The following is a 19066-nucleotide window of genomic DNA, read 5'->3' on the forward strand; positions in this document are numbered from 1 at the left end:
GGCTCCCGGTTTCGGGAGCCCGCGTTTTTTTCGCAGATGGCCGGGTCATACCACGCTGCCCCTGACCGCGAAGCCGCACCCGAACGAGCCCGGACCGATGACCCCGGCTTTCCTCGCATTGTCCCTGCCGCCACGGTCATAATTATTTGCCACAACGGCCCGCCATCTCTATGCTGGGTGAAATCCAAGGAGGATACATGCTTCTCGAAGGCAAAAAAGCGCTCATTTTCGGCGTGGTCAACGACCGCTCCATCGCCTACGGCATCGCCCGCCAGTTCAAGGAACACGGGGCTCGCTTGGCCTTCAGCTACGCGGCCGACCCCATCCGCCGCAGGCTTGAACCCATCAGCGAGGAGCTGGGCGGCGAACTGCTCTTCAAGTGCGACGTGACCAGCGACGAGGAAATCCGGTCCGGGGCCGAAATCGTCAAGGAAGCCTGGGGCGATGTGGACATCCTTGTCCACTCCATCGCCTACGCCAACAGGGAAGACCTCAAGGGCCGTTTCATCGACACCAGCCGCCAGGGGTATGCCGTGGCCCTGGACGTGTCGTCCTATTCCCTGGTGGCCCTGTGCCGCGCCTACGAGCAGCTCCTCAATCCCGGCAGCTCCGTGCTCACCCTCTCCTACTACGGCGCGGGCAGGGTCGTGGCCAACTACAACGCCATGGGCGTGGCCAAGGCCGCCCTGGAGGCCTGTGTGCGCTACCTCTCCGTGGATCTCGGCGAGCGCGGGGTGCGCATCAACGCCCTGTCAGCCGGGCCGGTCAAGACCATGGCCGCCAAGGGCATCTCCGGGTTCTCCACCATCCTCGGCCGCATCGAGGAGAAGGCCCCCCTGCACCGCAACATCACCATCGACGACGTGGGCAAGTCCGCGCTCTATCTCGCCTCGGACCTCTCCTCCGGCACCACCGGGGAAGTGTTGTTCGTGGATTCGGGCTACAACATCATGGGCGTGTAAAGCCCGCAGAGGATGCCTCCGGCAGGGCCGTGCCGTCCTGCCGGGGATATTCAGGCCCGGCATGCGCCAACCCTCTCAGATTGATCGAAAGAGTCTTTACTTTCCGCAGGGCACGCCGTGTGAGCGGTAGATTTCGCCCAGATCGCGGATGAGCTTCTTGTTGTTGAAGACCTCGTGCACCTTGTCGCGGGCGGCGGGGATGATCTCGGCGCGAAGCGACTGGTCGGTGAGAATCCGCTTGAGGATGGCGGCCAGCGCGTCCGGGTCGTCCGACGGGCAGAGCATGCCGGTCTCTTCGTGGTCCACCAGCTCCGGCACGCCGGACACGTCGGTGGCGGCCACCGGCACGCCGGTGGCCATGGCTTCGGCCACCACGTTGGGGATGCCGTCGCGGTCGCCGTCGCTGGCCTCGCGGCAGCCCAGGGTGAAGCAGTCCGCCTCGCCCAGCAGCTTGATGACCTCGTCGTGGGTGATGGTGCCCGGCAGGGTGGTCACGTCGGCAAGGCCCAGCTCGTCGATGAGCTTGCGGACCTTGCGGTTGAACTTGGCCTTGCCCTCGCCCACCAGGGTATAGCGGAACTCCAGCCCCTCGGCCCGCAGCTTGGCCAGTGCGCGCAGCACCGTGTCGATGCCCTTTTTCTCCACAAACCGGGCTACGGTCAGGATGTGGTAGGGCTGCTTGGCCGAGGTCGGCCTGCCGTTGGGCGAAAAAAGATCGAGATTGATGCCGTGGTAGACGCAGTGGATGGGCTTGCCGCCCGGCGACACCTCGGAGAGATACCGTTCGTTGTAGCGGGTGCAGGTGACCACAAACCGGGCCAGGTCGATCTTGTCCTGAAAACGGCGCGGGTCCTGGGTGTAGATGTCCTTGGCGTGGGCCGTGAACGAGAACGGCACGTCCGCCAGCAGTGCCGCGTACATGGTCACCGTGGTAGGCGTATGCGCGAAGTGGCCGTGCAGGTGCCCGAGGTCCACGCCGTCGTCGTGCACCGACTTCTGGACGATGTAGCCGCCCTGGAGCAGGTGCTTGAGCCAGGTGTGCTTCTTGGGCGCGAGCTTGAAGCGGGATTTCATCAGCTTCACGCACTCCATGTACCGGCGCGGCATGCGGCAGAACAGTCGCAGGTTGTGCCACAACAGAGCGGGCAGCCCCCAGATCATGGACGAGGGCAGGTAGGTCACCTTGGCCTTGATCGCCTTGATCGAGTCATGGGAAAAGGACTCGCGCGGGGCGCGCATGGAATAGATGTGGATGTTGAAACCCATCTCTTCCAGCAACCTGATTTCGTTGGAAATAAATGTCTCGGAAATACGGGGGTACCCCTTGAGCACCATGCCCAGGGTACGCCCCTTGGGGGCGGAATCAATCACGGCAGTTCTCTCGGAAATGGGCCAGGCGCTCGCTCATGACGTCGAGGCCGGTCATACAGAAATTGTCAAGACTGGTGCAGCAGAGGCCGGGGTCGTTCAGCAGGCCGGTCACCTTTTCCCGGAGCAGCTCCGGGGTGACGTCCCCCCACTTGATGAAGTCGCACAGGCCGCGCTCCTTGAAGACCGTGGCCCGGAGCAACTGCTCCTGGCGGGGGTTGTCGCGCGGAATGACCAGGGCCGGTTTGCGCAGGGAAAGAATCTCGCACAGGGTGTTGTAGCCGCCCATGGTCACGACCAGGTCGGCAGCGGCCATGCGCTTTTCCAGGTTGCGGACAAAAGGCTTGATCTGGACCTTGAGAGCCCGGGCCCGATCGGCCAGCTCGTCCAGGCGGTCCGGGTCGAGAAAGGGACCGGTGACCATCAGGGTCTTGAAATCCACTGTGCCGTTGGACTCCAGCATCTTCAGGTAGTTGTCCAGAACGGTGTAGCCGTCTCCACCGCCGCCGATGGTGACCACCACGCGCTTGTGGCGGCGGACGCCCTTGCGTTGCGTGGGGACCCGGCGCGGGATGTAGCCGGTGAAGACCGTCTTTGCCGCGATGTCGTCCGGGAAATCGTATTCCTTGATGGGATCGTAGAATCCGCGCTCTCCATAGACCCATATTTCGGAATAGAAGTCGCGCAGGATTTCGGGAAATTTCTTTTTCTTCCAGTCGGCGCGCGTGGACTCGGCGTCATCGAGAATATCCCTGAGCCCCAGCACCACCCGCGTGCAGGGGAGCTTCTTCCTGATCCACTTCAGGGTGGGCAGAACCTCGTTCTTCAGGCCCGAAGGCACTTTATCCACGATGAACAGGTCCGGCTTGAAGGCCCTGGCCGTGCTGGCGATGATGTTCTTGCGGATTGCGATGGCGATCTTGGGATCGACCTTGATGGAGTGCGGGACGTAAATGGTGTTCGTCTTCTTGATCATGCCGGGCATGCGCACGAAGTCCACGCCGCTGGGCATGGAGTAACGCCCCGCGATGGGCGAGCCGGTAACGATGAGGATGTTCACTCCCGGCCGCACCAGGTTGCGGGCGATGGCCATGGTCCGGCGGATGTGTCCCAGACCGTAGGTGTCGTGGGAGTACATCAGGATGTTGTAGGATTTCGGTTCCATATACTCGTCAGTCCGCAAAAAAAGGGCCGGGTGGCAAACGCTGTCTCCCGGCAACTTCCCAACACTACCGGGTTGTGTCCCTTATGTCCAGAAAAGTGAGAATGCTCTGTTCAAGAACCACCCTGCGTGCCCTCGGAACACCGCTTAAGCACAAGGGAAATTGATGTCCAGGCAGATCTGCGGGTCGAAGTCCGCACCCGCCTTTGCCTGTTCGAGATTGTCCGCGTAGAGCGCGCGCTCCGGGCGGCCTTCCAGGGCTGTCTGAAAATGACGCACGGCCCCCTCGCGGTCGCCGTTTCGCCACGCCAGCACGCCGAGGTTGTTTTCGGCGCAGGGATGGGCAGGAGCGCCGGCCAGCGCACGTCCGAAGGCGTCCGCCGAAGCGCGGTTGTCGCCGACCACGCCGAACTGCACGCCCTCCACCAGGTCGGCCTGGCTTTCGGTCAGAATGACGTGGTCCAACCCCCGGCAAGGACAGCGACCCTTGGTGCACGGAGTCGGGCCGCCGGTCAGGGCGACCTCGTCCAGGATATTGCCCAGCACGGTCTTGTCGCCGGGGCAGCGGAGCACGGTCCCGTCAGGCTCCATGCGCAACAGGGTGTGGCCCGCCGAGCAGGGCACTCCCTGGAAATTGAAGGCGACCTTCTTTCCCTGTTCCGGGTGGTCGCCGAAGATGTCCTTGGCCTGCTCACCGTAGGCCTCGGGATAGCGCCTCCCCTCGTATTCGCCCTTGAACGGGCGCGGGGTGATGTTCACGCCGTGCGCGGCATAGAACTCGCGGTCCGCCGGGAAGCGACCGATAAGCGTCGGATGAACCACGTAGTTGACGATGACCTTGAAGCCCGAGTCCATAAGCAGCCGGGCGTTTTTGATGAAGGCCTCGACTCCCTTGACCCGCTCCCGCTCCTCGATATGCAGGGCGGCGTAGAAATTCTGCACCCGCGCCGGGTCGATACGCTCGGCGAACTCCCGTATTTTAGAAGACGCGGACAGGTTGGTGTCGATGCCTACGATATGGTTTCGGGTAAGTGCCACGCAGATGTCCACGATGCCCGGATAGATGAACGGCTCGCCCCCGGTCAAACGCACCTTCCAGGTGCGGCCCGTGGCGTCCAGGAAGTCCGTGATCCTGTCCACGGGCAGGGTCTCGGTCACCGGGGAGTTGTCGTGGGGGAAGTAGCAGTATTCGCAACGGAAATTGCACTTCCGCGTCATGTTCCAGATCAGGCTGTTTACGTGCGTAGCCATGTGTGCGCTCCTTGTGCGCCATTCCTGCCATGGATCGCGCCAAAACGCCAGAACAGGGGTTTCCCTTTCAGGGGTTCCTCTGCTACAACCTTTTTCCAATGACCCGAGAACCGTTACGCATACTTCTGGACGAGCTGGACGCCTGGGAAAAAGAAGGCCTGACCGCCGAATTCTGGTGGCGCGACGACGACGCCGCCGAGCCCCACGTTGCTCTGGACCGGCTCTTCGCCCTGAGCGATCGCCACGAGACCCCCTGCGGTCTGGCCGTGATCCCGGCTCGGGCCGGCGAACCCCTGCGCAAGGCCGTGTCCCAGGCCCATCACATCTGGGTCCTGCAGCACGGCTACGCCCACAAGAACCACGCGCCCAAGGGCGGCGGCGCCTGGGAGCTGGGCATGCATCGCCCCGTCTCCGTCATCCGCGAGGAACTGAGCCAGGGAACACACAAGCTGAACCAGCTGTTCAAGGACCGCTTCGTGCCCGTGATCGTGCCGCCGTGGAATCGCATCGACCCGGAACTGCTAGCGTATCTTCCGGTCATGGGCTTCAGGGGCGTTTCGGCCAGCTACAAGAAGGACCGTCCCGAAGTGCCCGAAGGACTGCGCCGGGCCGATGCCCATTGCGACCTTCTGAACTGGAAGGACAAGGCGCACGGCGCTCGCTTTGCCGGAAGCGACAAATGCCTGGCCGGGCTGATCGGCCATCTCCGGGACAAACGCACGGGCGAAGCCGATCCCTCGGAGCCCACCTGCGTCCTGTCCCACCACCTGGAGATGGACGAGGCGGCCTGGGATTTTCTGGAGACGACGCTCTCCGCAATCAGGGAACACCCCGCCGCCGCCTGGGTGTCCCCTGTCCAGATATGGCCCGCTAACTGAACCTGATTGAGGACGTAATCCGATGACCGTTACGCTACGCCGGGTTCGCCCCGGTGATATCGATGGGGTGTGCTCGCTGCTGCATACGTACATGAACCCGGACTTCCCCGTTGAGCGGTGGCAGAAACTTTTCGAGCCTACGTGGTGCGTGGACAACCCGGACATGGGCATCGTGGCCGTGGATAAAACCAAAAATGGACAGGAGATCGTGGGCTTTCATGGCCACGTCTGCTCCCACCGCACCGTGGGCACCCGCCAGGAGCGGTTCGTGAATTTTTCCTCCTGGTACCTGCGCAAGGAATACCGGGGCCAAGGCCTGGGCCGGAAGATGCTCGAAATGGCCACCTCCCAACCGGAAACCACCTACGTGGTCTGCTCTCTCTCGCCCAAGCGCGTGGAGTATTTCAAGACTCTCGGCATGGATGTGCTCGACACCGAGCGGCTGCTTTGGCGCAAGGACGGCCACCTCTTCGACAACCTCGAACTGATCCACGACCCGGAAACCATCGCCCGCTACGCCAACCCGGACGAGCTGACCGTGCTCGAAGACCACAAGGGGCTCAACGTCACGCCCGTGCTCGCCTCCACCCGGTGCACACAGTGCCTCATGCTGCTCTCCCTAGCCAAAAAGGACGAAGGGCGGCTCTATTACGACGTGCTCTATCGCTCCAACCCCGGCTTGTTCACTGACCGCGTCCGCGACATCGCCGAAGCCCTGCTGCCCGAAGGCAACTGCGTGCTCGCCGCCGACCGCCGCTTCGTGGAAAATGACGGCCCCGGAGCCGAAGTGGAACAAATCAAATCGCCGCGCTTCTACAAAACCGGCCGGGTCAGACCTAGAAACGTCGACCTCGCCTACTCCGAAATAGTACTCCTGGACCTCAAGCTGGATTAACGCGCCTCCGGCGGCCGGGGGGAAGGGGAAGAGGGAACCCTTGGACTCGCCCCGTCCTGGGGCTCGGGTCTTCGACCCGTTGCGCTTCGCTGCAACGCCCAAATCCGCCGTCCTGCGGATTTGTGTAAAAGGGCTTTCTTTTCCTTTCCCGGACCCCCCACCCCCTTCTCCTTCCTAAACTTTTTACAGCTCGCTTCGCTCGAGGGCGGGGGAACTCGAAAAGTCCCTTCCCGAATGTTCTGTTCGAATTAAGGGCAAAATCCATCGAATCTCATTTGTCCTCTTAACTCACTAATCATATGATCTTTCTTCTCTCTATTTCGAACAAATCGACGGCGTAACGCTCTCGACAATTCCAAAAATCCACCCTCGCGGTTTGCGCCGGGGGAAGCGGCGGACCTTGTCCGGTACGAAGGCGGGTCTCCCACCCGCTTTCCCCGGCGCAAGCCGCCACCCGGCACGGCGGGGTCGAGCGACCAGTCCGTCCCCGCAAAAGCGGCACGAACTCGGCTTCCGCACAAATCTGAGCGAAGCGAACACAAAAAGTTTAGGAGGATTCTTAAGGAACCCTTCTCAAAGGGTTCCTTAAGCCGTCGGAGACGCCCCGCCGGCGAGGCGACCACCGGTAGCCCCCGACAGGGGCGCAGAAGCCCCTTAAAACGCAAAACAGGCTATTCCGCCTCTACTGCGTCGCCGTCCTGCCAGACGGCGGCCACGGCGTCGAGCAGGGCCTGGATGAGCGGATCGTTGCGGCGGGTCTTGGCGTAGCAGAAGTTGATATTGAGGGAGAGCTCCGGGCCGGTTTCACAGATAACGGCGGTGCCTGCGCGAACCATGTTGAGGGCGTCGTGCTCCTTGATCAGGGAGAGTCCTTTTCCGGCCGCCACGAGTTCACGGATGATGTCTTCGGAGTCGGCACCGATGCACTGATCCATGATGATGCCGGAGTCTTCGAAGACGCCGTTCATGACCTGCATGAAGGGGCAGTCGTCATGGGGCTTGATCCATGGCAGTTCGGCGAGCTGGTCCACGGATTTGCCTTCCACGCGAGCGGCCCAGGCGGCCGGGGCCACGATGCGCACGGGCATGGTCTTGAGCTTGAGCACTTCGACCTCGGCGTAGTGATTTTCGAAGAAGGAGAACCCCGCATCGATGCGCCGGTCGCGCAGATCCTTGAGGATGCGGTGGGAGGAGGAGAGGTGGAACTTGAGCATGAGCCCGGGGTGGGTTTCGGCCAGAGTGGTCACCAGGGCGGAGATGCGCAGGAACTCGGAATCCGTATTCAGGGCCACGCTCAGGTCGCCGGTGAGGTCCTTGCGGAACCGGTTGGCCTGGTCGAGCATGTCGGCGGCGGCCAGAAGGATGGAGTCTGCTTTGAGCTTGAGTCCCTTGCCGATGTCGGTCAGCTGCATGCCACGCGGGGTACGCACGAAGAGCGGCAGGCCGAGTTCTTCTTCCAGGGCCTTGATGTGCGCCGACACGGCGGGTTGGCTGGCGAACACGCGCTCGGCGGCGCGCGTAAGGTTGCCTTCCTCGGCCACGGCCACGAACGTCTTAAGCTGATAGAGTTCCATGCTGTCCTCACAGGGACCAAAGTTGGCGGACCACGTCGGTCAGCGCGCGCAGGGCCGGGTCTTCGGCCTGGGCGGTGCGGTAGACGAAATTCAGTTCCACGGGATGGCGCCCCAGGGAAGGGCAGACCACGGCCCGGCCAGAGGCGACGAGTTCCGGCGCCTCGTCCTCGCGCACCAGGGAGAGCGCCTTGCCATCAACCACCAACTGGCGGATGACCTGTTCCGAGTCGGCCCCGATGGTCTGTGCCGGGGATATGGAGAACTCCTTGAAAATATTGAGCTGTAGTTCGCGGAAAGGGCAATGGGTGGTAGGCATGACCCAGGTGAATTCCGCGAGCTCATCCGGCGTGGCGCGCTCAAGCTTTTGCTGCCAGCGGGCCGCACCCATTATCACATACCCCGGCTCGGCCAGGCGCAGGGCGGTGACGTCCCGGTAGGGATTGCCTGAAAAAATGAACCCGGCATCCAGATTCTTGGCCCTGAGTTCATTCAGGATGACGCCGGAGGGCGACTGCACCAGCTTGAGGTTCAGCTTGGGGAACCGCTCGCCGATGTGTTCAAGCAGGCCAGAGACGTTGAGGTATTGCGGGTCGGTGCAGAGGCCTATGGCGAGCTTTCCGGAGACCTCGCCCTGGAGAGTTACGGCCCGCACCTGGAGCTTTTCCGCGGCATCAAGCACCTCGATGGCGTCGCCGATCAGTTCGCTGCCGGCGGCGGTCAACTCCACGCCGCGCGGGGTGCGGTCGAAGAGGAGTACGCCCAGTTCTTCTTCCAGGCTCTTGATGTGCGAAGACACGGCGGGCTGGGTGGCGTGCACGCGTTTTCCCGCCTTGGTGAAGTTTCCCTCCTCGGCCACGGCGACGAATGTTCTGAGCTGATAGAGTTCCATGGAAGGCATTCTAGTTTCATTCCCGTTGGGGAGCAATCGTAATTCGTTATGACTGCCTTCATACTTTGCTATTGGACCTTTCACCGCCCTATATGTAGCACAGTATGAGTTTCCCGCCATTTCCTATCATAAACAAGGAGGCAAGGATGAACAGAAGGAAAAGGCCGTTCAACTGGCTGTACCTGGTTCAGGCGGAGGACTTGACGACCCAAAGCGGCAGCCGCCTCAACGAGGCCTGCAAGACCTGTCTCTGGCTGGGCGTCTCCATTCTCCTCGGTGTGGGATTTGGACAACTGACCTAACTTTTTCTTTCTCTTACCGGTGCGCGGCTCTCTCCCCGACCTTCCGCGCGCCAACCACAAAAGCGGCGTCCCTCTCCGGCGCCGCTTTGTTTTTTCCCAGGGAGCATAAGTTTATTTTTATGCATTATTTCAGATTGTAATGCAGCTTTTGCGGAGAGCTGGATAAGAAAGAGAAGTGTCTTGCGGCGTCACTCTCTAATGTGTGACCGGAATGGTGAAGGTGAAGGTCGAGCCGCTGCCCAGGACGCTGCTCGCGGTGATGGAGCCGCCGTAGTGCTCGGCGATACGCTTGGAGATGGCCAGCCCCATGCCGCTGCCGCGGGCCGCCCGGGTGTCGGATTTGGACCGGGCCACCTGGTAGAACTTGTCGAAAATGCTCTCCAGCTTGTCCTGCGGAATGCCCACGCCGGTATCCGAGACAATGAAATCGACCCCTTCCTCTCCGGCCTTGGCAGTGAGGGTCACCGAGCCCTTTTCCGTGAATTTGGCCGCGTTGCTGATCAGGTTGTTGAGGACCTGGTGCAACCGGTCCGGATCTGCATTGATGGCTGGCAGCGTCCCTTCGACGTCAATGTTCAGGGTAACGTCGGTGTCGCTGAAATATCCCTCCAATACGGGCCGGGCCTGATCTATGAATGAGGCCGGATCGAGCGTGCCGTCGTTCCAGACCATCCTGCCAGATTCTATCTTGGAGAGATCCAGGAAATCATTGATCATTCTTGTCAGTCGTTCCCCCTCGTTTTCCACGATGGCGAGGTTGGAGATGATGCGCCTTCCCCTGGCCTTCAGGGTTTCGTTTTTGCGGCAGGCAGGAACGAAGTATTTTTTGAAATCCCGTCCGATGATCTTGCAGAAACCGAGAACCGACGTCAGCGGGGTCCGCAGGTCGTGGGAGACGGTATTCAGCACTGACGTCTTGAGGTCGTCGAGCTTGCGCAGCTCGTAGTTGGCTACCTCAAGCTCGCGGGAGCGCTGCACCAGTTCGTTGGTCCTGTCTTCGATCAGCGCTTCCTGGTAATGGCTGAGCTCCTCGAGTTCCTGCTCGGCTACGCGCCGGGCGCGATTGTTGAGCAGCAGAATGACAACGGCCATGGAGAGCAGGGTGATGAACAGAATGGCGGTCCAGAATTCAAAGGTGTATTTCGTTATCAGCGACTCGGGCACGTTGATCATGATGCCGCCCTCGGGAACCCTGTCCGGGTCCAGCCCGAAGCGCTGCAGCACGGCGTAATCAAACACGTAGCCGTTGGCTTTTTCCAGGACCACCGGAATGTCTGCGGCCCGGGTCCCGTCCAGTATCCGCAACGCTTTGCGTGCCGCCAGTTCCCCCTGCTTCGCTCCGGAGGTGATCATGCCCCCGAGGATGCCCTTGTCCAGGAAGAAATCCCACATACCGTAAATCGGTGCAGTGCTCGCTTGGCTCAGTACGCGGGCGACCTCGGCATAGGTGAACCAATTCCCCAGCCGATCCCTGTTGTACATAACGAGCAGCACGGCAGAATCCGGAGGCAGCTTGGCCAGGTCGCCCCTGAGCTCGGCCAGGGACTTGTCGTCCAGCCAGGTAACGTCGAGCCGGTCCCTGAAGTCGGGCAGAGTCCGTTCCACGTGACCTCGGCCTATCTTTCCCGACGTGGTGTCGTCGCACACCACGTAAAGCCGTTTCAGGCCGGGTTGCAGGCTCAAGGCGGCACGAATGGTGGAGGCGATGTCGGTAAATTCGAGCACGCCCGTGGCGTTGGTGAAATCGGGCCTCTTGGGCAGGTCGAAATCATTGACCCCGCAAAAGACCATGGGGGCATCCAGGAACAGGTCATGATGGTGGCGCAACACGAAATTAGCCGCGTTGTCATCGGACGCGATGATCGCATCGAAACGGACATTCCGGTATTTAAAACGATACTGCTCTTCCAGCAGGGCGAGATATTGCGGGGAGTAGTGGTTCTTGGTGTCCATGTACTCCACGAACACCTTTACCTCACCTTCCCGCTCGGCGAGCGCTTCCATGGCTCCGCGAGTGATGCTCGCGGTCCAGGCAAGATCCTGATTGTACGAATTAAGCAGCAGGACCCGCTTTTCCGGCTGACAGTGAGCCGTTCCCGCCACCGCGCACAGGCTCAGCAGCAGAGAAACCACAAGAAAAAACTGGCGAATTCCATTCGTCATGCGCCGCGTACTCCGATTTTGACGCTATTGGCTTTTTCACACCAATAGCATCAATACCCGCTCATACATAATAATGCAACGGCTACCGTGAATGAACCGGGTCTTTTCGCATGCGAACCGGAAGATATTCGGGGAAATCAGTTCTGCGGCGGCTGGGGGATTTCCTTTTGGGGCTCGATGTATGGGAGATTGGCCAGTCTGGTCTCGACGACCTTGGGGTTGGGGTAGGTCTTCACGATGGATTGCAGAAGCTCCCGGGCCTTGTTGTAATCCCGTTCGTTCTCGTAGATGTCGGCCAGCAGAAAGACGGCCAGGACGCGGGTCTGCTCCTTGACGCCATCCAGGGACAACAGGGTCTCCAGGGCGCGGCGCGACTGATTCCAGTTGGAGATGAAGCTGTAGCTCTGGGCAAGTTCATAGAGACAGCGCGCCTTGGCATCGTCGTCCTTGGCGGAATCGGCGCAATTCTCCAGCGTCACGGCCACCATGTCGTAATTGCCCATGTTCCGGTACAGCTTGGCCATGCGCAACTGCGTAACATAGGTGTGCTCCGGCGACTCCACCGCGTACACCATGCACTTTTCGAATGACTCCAGCGCCTTACTTCTGTTTCCTAATTGCGCATAGATATCGCCGAGTTGAAACATGATTCGCCAGGCGGCCTCCGGGTCGGTGCCCAACTCCAGATACATGGCCTCCAGCAGCACCACGGCGCGATCCAGGTCGCCTTTGACGCTGATGGCGATCTCGCTCAGCCGATTCCACGCCTCGGTGCGGAACCTGCCCTGCGGCTCGTCCTGCAGGTAGCGCTCATAGTTCTTTTCCGCCTCCAGGTAGAGTCCCTTGGAGTAGGCCTCGCGGGCGTGCTCGATGTCTTCCCGGCCCGGTCCGCCGCCCCGGTCGCAGCCGGTCGCGGCGAAAAGCGCGGCAAGGATGACAATGGCCAGCAATATTCGCTTCATGAATGCGTTTCCCGATTTGCCCGGTCTCCCATGGGAGACCATTGCGTTTTCTACGCGTTAACCAGGAAAAAAAGGCGAAAAAACACACCGGCTCCCCATTTTCTCCGGCGGAATGCGGGCCGTTTCCGGCCCGCATTCAAAGTCTTTTACGCGTTTCTTTCACCGCCTGGGACGTTACTTGTCCTTCAGTTCATCCTCGTCATCCATGACCAGATCGAACCCGGCCACGTAGTTGCCTTCGTCCATGCGGACCAGGCGCACACCCTGGGTGGCTCTGCCACGGGTCTGGCTGATCTCGCCCACGGACATGCGGATGACCTTGTTCTGTGTGGTGAGCAGGATCACGTCGTCGCTCTCGTTGACCATGCGCGCGCCGACCACTTGGCCGGTCTTGTTGGTCAGGCGCATGTTCAGGATGCCCTTACCGCCGCGCGACTGGACCCGGTACTGGTCGATGGAGGTCCGCTTGCCGAAGCCGCCCTCGGAAACCGTGAGCAGCTGGTCGCGCTCGGGATCGCCGGTGACCACGCAGGCCACGACCTCGTCGCTGCCGCGCAGGGCAACACCCTTGACGCCGGCGGTGGCCCTGCCCAGCGGGCGGGCGTCATTGATGTTGAAGCGGATGGCCGAACCCTCGCGGGTGGCCAGGATGCAATCCACGTCCGGTTCGATCTCGCGGACCATCATCAGCTCGTCGCCATCGCGCAGGTTCACCGCGCGGATGCCGGTGGAACGGCAGTTGCCGTACAGGCCGATGGAGGAGCGCTTGATCATGCCCTTGCGGGTCACGAACAGGAAGAAGCGGTCGTCCTCGAACTCGCGCAGGGAGAGGGCGGTGGCGATGTGCTCGTCCTTCTCCAGGGGCAGCAGGTTATTGACGTGGCCGCCCTTGGCGTAACGCGAGCCTTCCGGCACCTGATGGACCTTGATCTTGAACATCTTGCCCAGGTTCGTGAACAGGACAAGGTGCTGATGGTTGGTGGTCAGCATGAAGGTGTGGATGAAGTCGCCGTCGCCAGTCTGCACGCCGGAGATCCCCTTTCCGCCCCGGCGCTGGGCCGTGTAGTTGGAGAGCGGGGTGCGCTTGATGTAGCCACGCTGGGACAGGGTGATGACGGTCTCCTCGTCGGGAATGAGATCCTCGATGTCGATGGAGTCCGGATCGGCCATGAGCAGCTCGGACTTGCGCGGAGTGGCGTAGTTTTCCTTGATCTCGCCGAGTTCATCGCGGATGACGGACTTGAGCACGTCCTCGTTCTCCAGAATGGACTTGAAGTATTCGATCTTCTTCATCAATTCGGCCAACTCTTCCAGGAGCTTGTCGTGCTCCAGGCCGGTCAGCTTCTGGAGTCGCATGTCCAGAATGGCTTTGGCCTGGATCTCCGACAGCTCGAAGCGGCTCATCAACCCTTCCTTGGCCTCGTCGGGCGTCTTGGAAGCGCGAATGAGCTTGACCACTTCGTCGATGTTGTCCAGGGCGATGCGCAAGCCTTCCAAGATGTGGACGCGGCGCTCGCACTTGTCGAGATCGAACTTGGTCCGGCGGATGATGACTTCCCGGCGATGATCCAGGAAGTGGCTCAGAACCTCTTTCAGGTTCATGAGCATGGGCCGCTTGCCGACAACGGCCATCATGTTGATGCCGAAGCTGGTTTCCAGCGGCGTGAACTTGTAGAGCGAGTTGATGATGATGTCCGCGATGGCCCCGCGCTTCAGGTCGAGGACGATGCGGATGCCCTTGCGGTCGGACTCGTCGCGCAGATCGGACACACCCTCGATCTTCTTCTCGTGGACCAGGGCAGCAATCTTCTCCACCAGGGTGGACTTGTTGAGCGCATAGGGAATTTCCCTGATGACGATGCACTCCTTCCTGCCCTTCCTGGCCTCCTCGACCTCGACCACGCCGCGGATCTTGATGGACCCGCGCCCGGTCTCGTAAGCGTCTTTCAATCCCTGGCCGCCGAAGACCATTCCTCCGGTGGGGAAGTCCGGTCCCTGAACGTGCAGCATCATGTCGGCCACGGTGCAGCCAGGGTTATCCAGCAGATGCACGCAGCCGTCGATGAGCTCGCCCAGGTTGTGGGGCGGAATATTGGTGGCCATGCCGACCGCGATACCCGTGGTGCCGTTGAGCAGCAGGTTGGGCACCTTGGTGGGCAGCACCGAGGGCTCCTGCAGGGTGTTGTCGTAGTTGGGACGGAAGTCCACGGTCTGCTTCTCGATGTCCCCGAGGAACTCGGAGCAGAGCCTGGCCATGCGCACTTCGGTGTAACGCATTGCCGCCGCGGCGTCGCCGTCGATGGAGCCGAAGTTACCCTGGCCATCCACGAGCATGTCGCGCATGGAAAAGTCCTGGGCCATGCGGACGAGGGCGTCGTAAACTGCCGAGTCGCCGTGCGGGTGGTATTTACCGATGACGTCACCGACCACGCGCGCGGACTTCTTGTAGGCCCGGTTGTGGTAGTTGCCCAGGTCGTGCATGGCGTACAGAATACGCCGGTGGACCGGTTTCAAACCGTCCCGGACGTCCGGAATGGCGCGTCCGATGATGACTGAAAGCGAGTACTCCAGGTAACTCTTCTTCAGTTCGCTTTCGATAGTGATCGTATCGTTCATTATGCCTCCTAGGAGTTGCCTCCGGCGGGCCTACCGGCGGTCGCCTTCGGCGGGACCAGTGCCCCCTTTGAAAAGGGTTCTCTGGACTCTCCTAAACTTTTTGTCACGCCGCTTGGGAGCCCCCTTGGAACCCTCTGATACGACTTGGCGGCGAAACTGTGCTAGATTTCAAATTTATCTATCTTTTCAGTATGATGAATAAATCAGCCATACTTTCTTAACCTACCTCCACGCCGCTCTGCGGAATTCTCGCTTTCCGCCGTATGACCTTGTGGCGTGGCACCAAAAAGTTATGGAAGAGGGTCTGGGGAAAACCTCTCTCAATAGGTTTCCCCCAGTCTTCATTCCAAAACTTAGATATCCAGCTCCTGGACGGCCAGGGCGTTCTTTTCGATGAATTCCCGGCGCGGTTCGACGTTGTCGCCCATGAGGTCCATGAAGATGTCGTTGGCCGCGGCCGCGTCTTCGATATGAACCTGGAGCATGGTCCGCTTTTCCGGGTGCATGGTGGTCTCCCAGAGCTGTTCCGGGTTCATTTCGCCCAGACCCTTGTAGCGCTGGATCTGCCAGCCTCGCTGGGCCTCCTCCATGACCGAGTCGTAAAGCGAGAACAGCCCGGAGACAGGCTTCTCGCCATCCTTGAGCAGCAGGGAGAAGTCGAAGCCGCCGCAGGCCTCCTTGATCTCGGCATACGTCGCGTAGCCCAGCTTGTAGAGCTTGGAGTAGAAGAACTCCATGGCCAGCCGCGTGCGGTGCCCGTTGGAATTCTCAAAGGTTACATAGGTTCGATCCTTGTCCACCTCGTCGTCGTGCTCGCGGTCGATGATCACCGTGAAACCCAGAGCCGCAAAATCGGCCTTGAACTGCTCGGGATCATGCTCCTCGAAGTGGGTGAAGGAGATGCGCTCGGGATAATTCAGGAGTGCCTGATATAGCCCGACTTCGATGCCCACGGTCTCGGCCTCGTTGAACTTGGCCCGCAGGAACCGGACCTTGTCCATGATCTTCATCAGATCATCTTCAACGAAGAGTTTGCCGGACTCGGCCTTGATGCGCACGTCGGTGCCGACTTTCTCCATGAGGAAATCGTCAAGCTCGGTGTCGTCCTTGATGAACTTCTCGAACTTGCCCTTGTGGGCGCGGTACAGGGGCGGCTGGGCGATGTACAGGTTGCCCCGGTTGATCAGCTCCTCGTACTGGCGGAAGAAGAAGGTGAGCAAAAGCGTGCGGATGTGCGATCCGTCCACGTCGGCGTCGGTCATGATGACGACCTTGTGGTAGCGCAGTTTGTCGTAGTCCTTCTCGTCTTCGTCATGGCCGATGCCGATGCCCAGGGCCGTGATCATGGCACGGATTTCCTTATTGCCCAGCATCTTGTCCATACGGGTCTTTTCCACGTTCAGGATTTTACCCCTGAGCGGCAGGATGGCCTGGTGCTTGGGGTCGCGACCCTGCTTGGCCGAGCCGCCTGCCGAGTCACCCTCAACGATGAAGATTTCAGAATCCTCGGGGTTCTTGGACTGGCAGTCAGCCAGCTTGCCGGGCAGGGAGTTGTCGGACAGCGCGCCCTTGCGCCGGACCAGGTCCCGCGCCTTGCGAGCCGCTTCACGCGCCCGGGCAGCGTCGACGACCTTCTCGATGATGAACCGCGCTTCCTTGGGGTTCTCCTCGAAGAAGATGTTCAACTTTTCGTAAATGATAGCGGAAACCAGTCCGGTGGCTTCGGAGTTGCCGAGCTTGGTCTTGGTCTGGCCTTCGAACTGGGGATCGCCCAGCTTGACCGAGATGACCGAGGTCAGGCCCTCGCGCACGTCGTCGCCGGTCAGCTTCTTGACCAGCTTCTTGGGCAGGTCCGCGTTCTGGACGTAGTTGTTGATGGCGCGGGTCAGGGCCGTCTTGTATCCGGCAAGGTGAGTGCCGCCTTCTATCGTACGGATATTGTTCGCGAAGGTGTACGTGTTCTCCTTGTAGGAGGAGGTGTACTGAAGGGCGAACTCGACCATCATGTCTTCGGACTCGCCCTCGCCGTACACGATCTCGCCGATGGTGTTCAGGTTGGCGTTGATGTCCTTGACGTACTGCCTGATGCCACCCTCGAACTTGAAGGTCTCGGGCTCGGCGTCCGGGTTGCGCTCGTCCTTGAACTCGATCTCCAGGCCGGAGTTGAGGTAGGCCAGCTCCCTGAACCGCTTCCGGAGCACGTCGTAATCAAACTGGTTGACCTCGAAGATTTCCTCGTCCGGGCGGAAGCGCTGGCTGGTGCCGGTGGAACTGGCCGGGCCGATTTCCTCCAGCTGGGACACGACCTTGCCGCGCTCGAACTTCATGCGGTAGGTGGTGCCGTCGCGCTTGACCGTGGTCTCCATGAACTCGGACAGGGCGTTGACGCAGGACACGCCCACGCCGTGCAGGCCGCCCGAAACCTTGTAGGTATCGGAGTCGAACTTGCCGCCCGCGTGCAGGGTGGTCATGGCCAGTTGAACGGCCGGGACCTTCTCCTTGGGGTGGATGTCCACCGGAATGCCGCGGCCGTTGTCCGAGACCGTGCATGAGTTATCCATGTGCAGGGTGACCTTGATCTTGTCGCAGTACCCGGCCATGGCCTCATCGATGGAGTTGTCGATAACTTCATAGACCAGATGGTGCAGGCCGCGGATATCGGTGGAACCGATATACATGGCCGGCCGTTTTCGAACGGCTTCGAGCCCTTCGAGTACGGTAATTGACGCAGCGTCGTAGTTATTGTTCTGTTCGCTCATCTACGCATTTTCCTCGGTGTAGTAAGTCTCTTCCTGGATCATCATTGGCATGACGATAACCTGGTAGTCCTTGTCGTCGGCTCCGGACACGCCGCAGGGCGCCTCGGTGCCGGTGAGGGTGAATTTGACGGTGTCGGAATTGAAGTGGTTGAGTATCTCGATCAGGTTCCGGGTAGGGAACGCAATACGCTTCATTTCGCCGCTGAAGGTGGCATCCAGCGATTCCTGAGCCGTTCCCGTCTCCTGGCCTTGGGCCGAGACCAAAACTTCGCTCCCGTCGAATTTGAAGTACGCGCAGCGGTTGGAGTCCGTATTGAACAGCGCGACGCGGGAGAGGGCGTCGACCATCTCCATCCGGTTGACCTCCAGGGTGGAGACGTCCGGATCATTCAGTTTCGACAGGAAGTTCTGGTAGTTGGGGTACTGGTAATAAGAGAGCGGCAGGGTAAAGGTCTCCCGCTGGTCACCGGTGCGGAAGAAGAGGCGCTTGTCGGAAATGGCCAGCTCGATCTCATCGGCGGTGAGCCACTTCTTGAGCTCGGTGAGGTACTTCTTCTGGATGAGCACGCCTTCTTCCGGGAGCATGGCGTAAATATCGTCGTTGACGAAGTTGAACATGGCGAACTGGTGGCCGTTCAGGCCGCAGACCTCGACCTTCTTCACGCCCATGACATCGCGCGGCACCAGGTACAGGCAGGCGATGGCCTCCATGGAGTCCTCATCGGAGATGCAGAAGGCGATCTTGTCGATGATTTCGTGCAGAAAGTCGCCGGACCAGAACACGGTGCCGTTCTCGGGAAAGCTGGAAAACTTCTGGAACCAGTCGGGATCGTTGACCGGGAACTTATACTTCCTGGCCCGCTGCTCCACCAGCACGTTGGCGGACTCGTCGTCCGTGCGGATGGTCAGCTCGCCCTGATCGCCCCTGAGCTGCTTGACCAGGTCGTAGAAGGCGCGACCCTGAACGCCGGCCAGCCCCTCTCCTTCGATGGTCGCGGGATAGGATCCCTTGAACTCGAGGTTGGAGTCGGTGGACATGACGTTGAGGCTCCCATTTTCGCACTGGAGCCAGATGGTGCGGAGAAAGGCCGCTCCGGTTTTGGCCGGGATGATGTTCGCCGACTTCTGGAGGCCTTCGATGATTTCATCTCTGTTCACTTTCAGAAACATAAATTAAAACTCCTTTATTGAGATTTATTACCTCGGTTCCTTTGTTCCAAATTCAGCCAACCCCTTTTTTTCCATGGCTTTTTTGCGCACATGGATTGTCCCTGATTTGGAACTC

General features: G+C 60.4%; 14 protein-coding genes. 4 read left to right on the forward strand and 10 right to left on the reverse strand.

Features of this window, described 5'->3' with window-relative positions; genetic code table 11:
* Nucleotides 1-197: 197 nt before the first annotated feature.
* Nucleotides 198-962, forward strand: a complete 765-nt coding sequence (locus tag GM415_RS04930; RefSeq protein WP_158946717.1) for an enoyl-ACP reductase FabI — start codon at nt 198-200, stop codon at nt 960-962.
* 96 nt (nt 963-1058) lie between these two features.
* Here GM415_RS04930 and GM415_RS04935 read toward each other — a convergent pair whose 3' ends face one another.
* The 3 genes from GM415_RS04935 to GM415_RS04945 form a co-directional block, all read right to left on the reverse strand.
* The gene (locus GM415_RS04935; RefSeq protein WP_158950774.1) at nt 1059-2297 is read right to left on the reverse strand and encodes a glycosyltransferase family 4 protein; all 1239 of its coding nucleotides are present in this window, start codon (nt 2295-2297) and stop codon (nt 1059-1061) included.
* A 28-nt stretch (nt 2298-2325) separates the two neighbouring features.
* On the reverse strand, nt 2326-3495 hold the full coding sequence (locus GM415_RS04940) for a glycosyltransferase family protein (RefSeq protein ID WP_158946718.1): 1170 nt from the start codon (nt 3493-3495) through the stop codon (nt 2326-2328).
* Nucleotides 3496-3639: 144 nt separating this feature from the next.
* Nucleotides 3640-4743, reverse strand: coding sequence for a radical SAM protein (locus GM415_RS04945; RefSeq protein WP_158946719.1), 1104 nt, complete (start codon nt 4741-4743; stop codon nt 3640-3642).
* Nucleotides 4744-4772: 29 nt separating this feature from the next.
* Here GM415_RS04945 and GM415_RS04950 point away from each other — a divergent pair, with 29 nt between their 5' ends.
* Both GM415_RS04950 and GM415_RS04955 read left to right on the forward strand, forming a co-directional pair.
* Entirely contained in the window at nt 4773-5621 is an 849-nt protein-coding gene (locus GM415_RS04950) for a polysaccharide deacetylase family protein (protein ID WP_242012352.1), read from the forward strand.
* Nucleotides 5622-5643: 22 nt separating this feature from the next.
* A complete protein-coding gene (locus tag GM415_RS04955) occupies nt 5644-6516 on the forward strand; it encodes a GNAT family N-acetyltransferase (protein ID WP_158946720.1) in 873 nt (290 codons plus the stop codon).
* A 671-nt stretch (nt 6517-7187) separates the two neighbouring features.
* Here the strand turns inward: GM415_RS04955 and GM415_RS04960 are convergent.
* Together GM415_RS04960 and GM415_RS04965 are read right to left on the reverse strand one after the other, a co-directional pair.
* Complete coding sequence (locus GM415_RS04960; RefSeq protein WP_158946721.1) at nt 7188-8090, reverse strand: LysR family transcriptional regulator; 903 nt, start codon at nt 8088-8090, stop codon at nt 7188-7190.
* Nucleotides 8091-8097: 7 nt separating this feature from the next.
* Nucleotides 8098-8988, reverse strand: coding sequence for a LysR family transcriptional regulator (locus GM415_RS04965; RefSeq protein ID WP_242012353.1), 891 nt, complete (start codon nt 8986-8988; stop codon nt 8098-8100).
* A 137-nt stretch (nt 8989-9125) separates the two neighbouring features.
* On the opposite strand from GM415_RS04965, the gene GM415_RS04970 reads away from it, so the two are divergent.
* The gene (locus tag GM415_RS04970; RefSeq protein ID WP_158946722.1) at nt 9126-9281 is read left to right on the forward strand and encodes a hypothetical protein; all 156 of its coding nucleotides are present in this window, start codon (nt 9126-9128) and stop codon (nt 9279-9281) included.
* 195 nt (nt 9282-9476) lie between these two features.
* Here GM415_RS04970 and GM415_RS04975 read toward each other — a convergent pair whose 3' ends face one another.
* From GM415_RS04975 to dnaN, 5 genes are all read right to left on the reverse strand, one after another.
* On the reverse strand, nt 9477-11444 hold the full coding sequence (locus tag GM415_RS04975; RefSeq protein WP_158946723.1) for a sensor histidine kinase: 1968 nt from the start codon (nt 11442-11444) through the stop codon (nt 9477-9479).
* Between the two features lie 137 nt (nt 11445-11581).
* Nucleotides 11582-12406: a tetratricopeptide repeat protein gene (locus GM415_RS04980; protein ID WP_158946724.1), complete on the reverse strand. Its 825-nt coding sequence runs from the start codon at nt 12404-12406 to the stop codon at nt 11582-11584.
* 174 nt (nt 12407-12580) lie between these two features.
* Nucleotides 12581-15022 carry a DNA gyrase subunit A gene (gene gyrA / locus GM415_RS04985; RefSeq protein ID WP_158946725.1) on the reverse strand — a complete coding sequence of 814 codons (2442 nt, stop codon included), beginning with the start codon at nt 15020-15022 and terminating at the stop codon, nt 12581-12583.
* Between the two features lie 353 nt (nt 15023-15375).
* Complete coding sequence (gene gyrB / locus GM415_RS04990) at nt 15376-17781, reverse strand: DNA topoisomerase (ATP-hydrolyzing) subunit B (protein WP_158946726.1); 2406 nt, start codon at nt 17779-17781, stop codon at nt 15376-15378.
* Entirely contained in the window at nt 17782-18951 is a 1170-nt protein-coding gene (gene dnaN, locus GM415_RS04995; protein WP_158946727.1) for a DNA polymerase III subunit beta, read from the reverse strand.
* Between the last annotated feature and the right edge of the window lie 115 nt (nt 18952-19066).

The sequence above is a fragment of the Pseudodesulfovibrio cashew genome, from assembly GCF_009762795.1.
Taxonomy (GTDB): domain Bacteria; phylum Desulfobacterota; class Desulfovibrionia; order Desulfovibrionales; family Desulfovibrionaceae; genus Pseudodesulfovibrio; species Pseudodesulfovibrio cashew.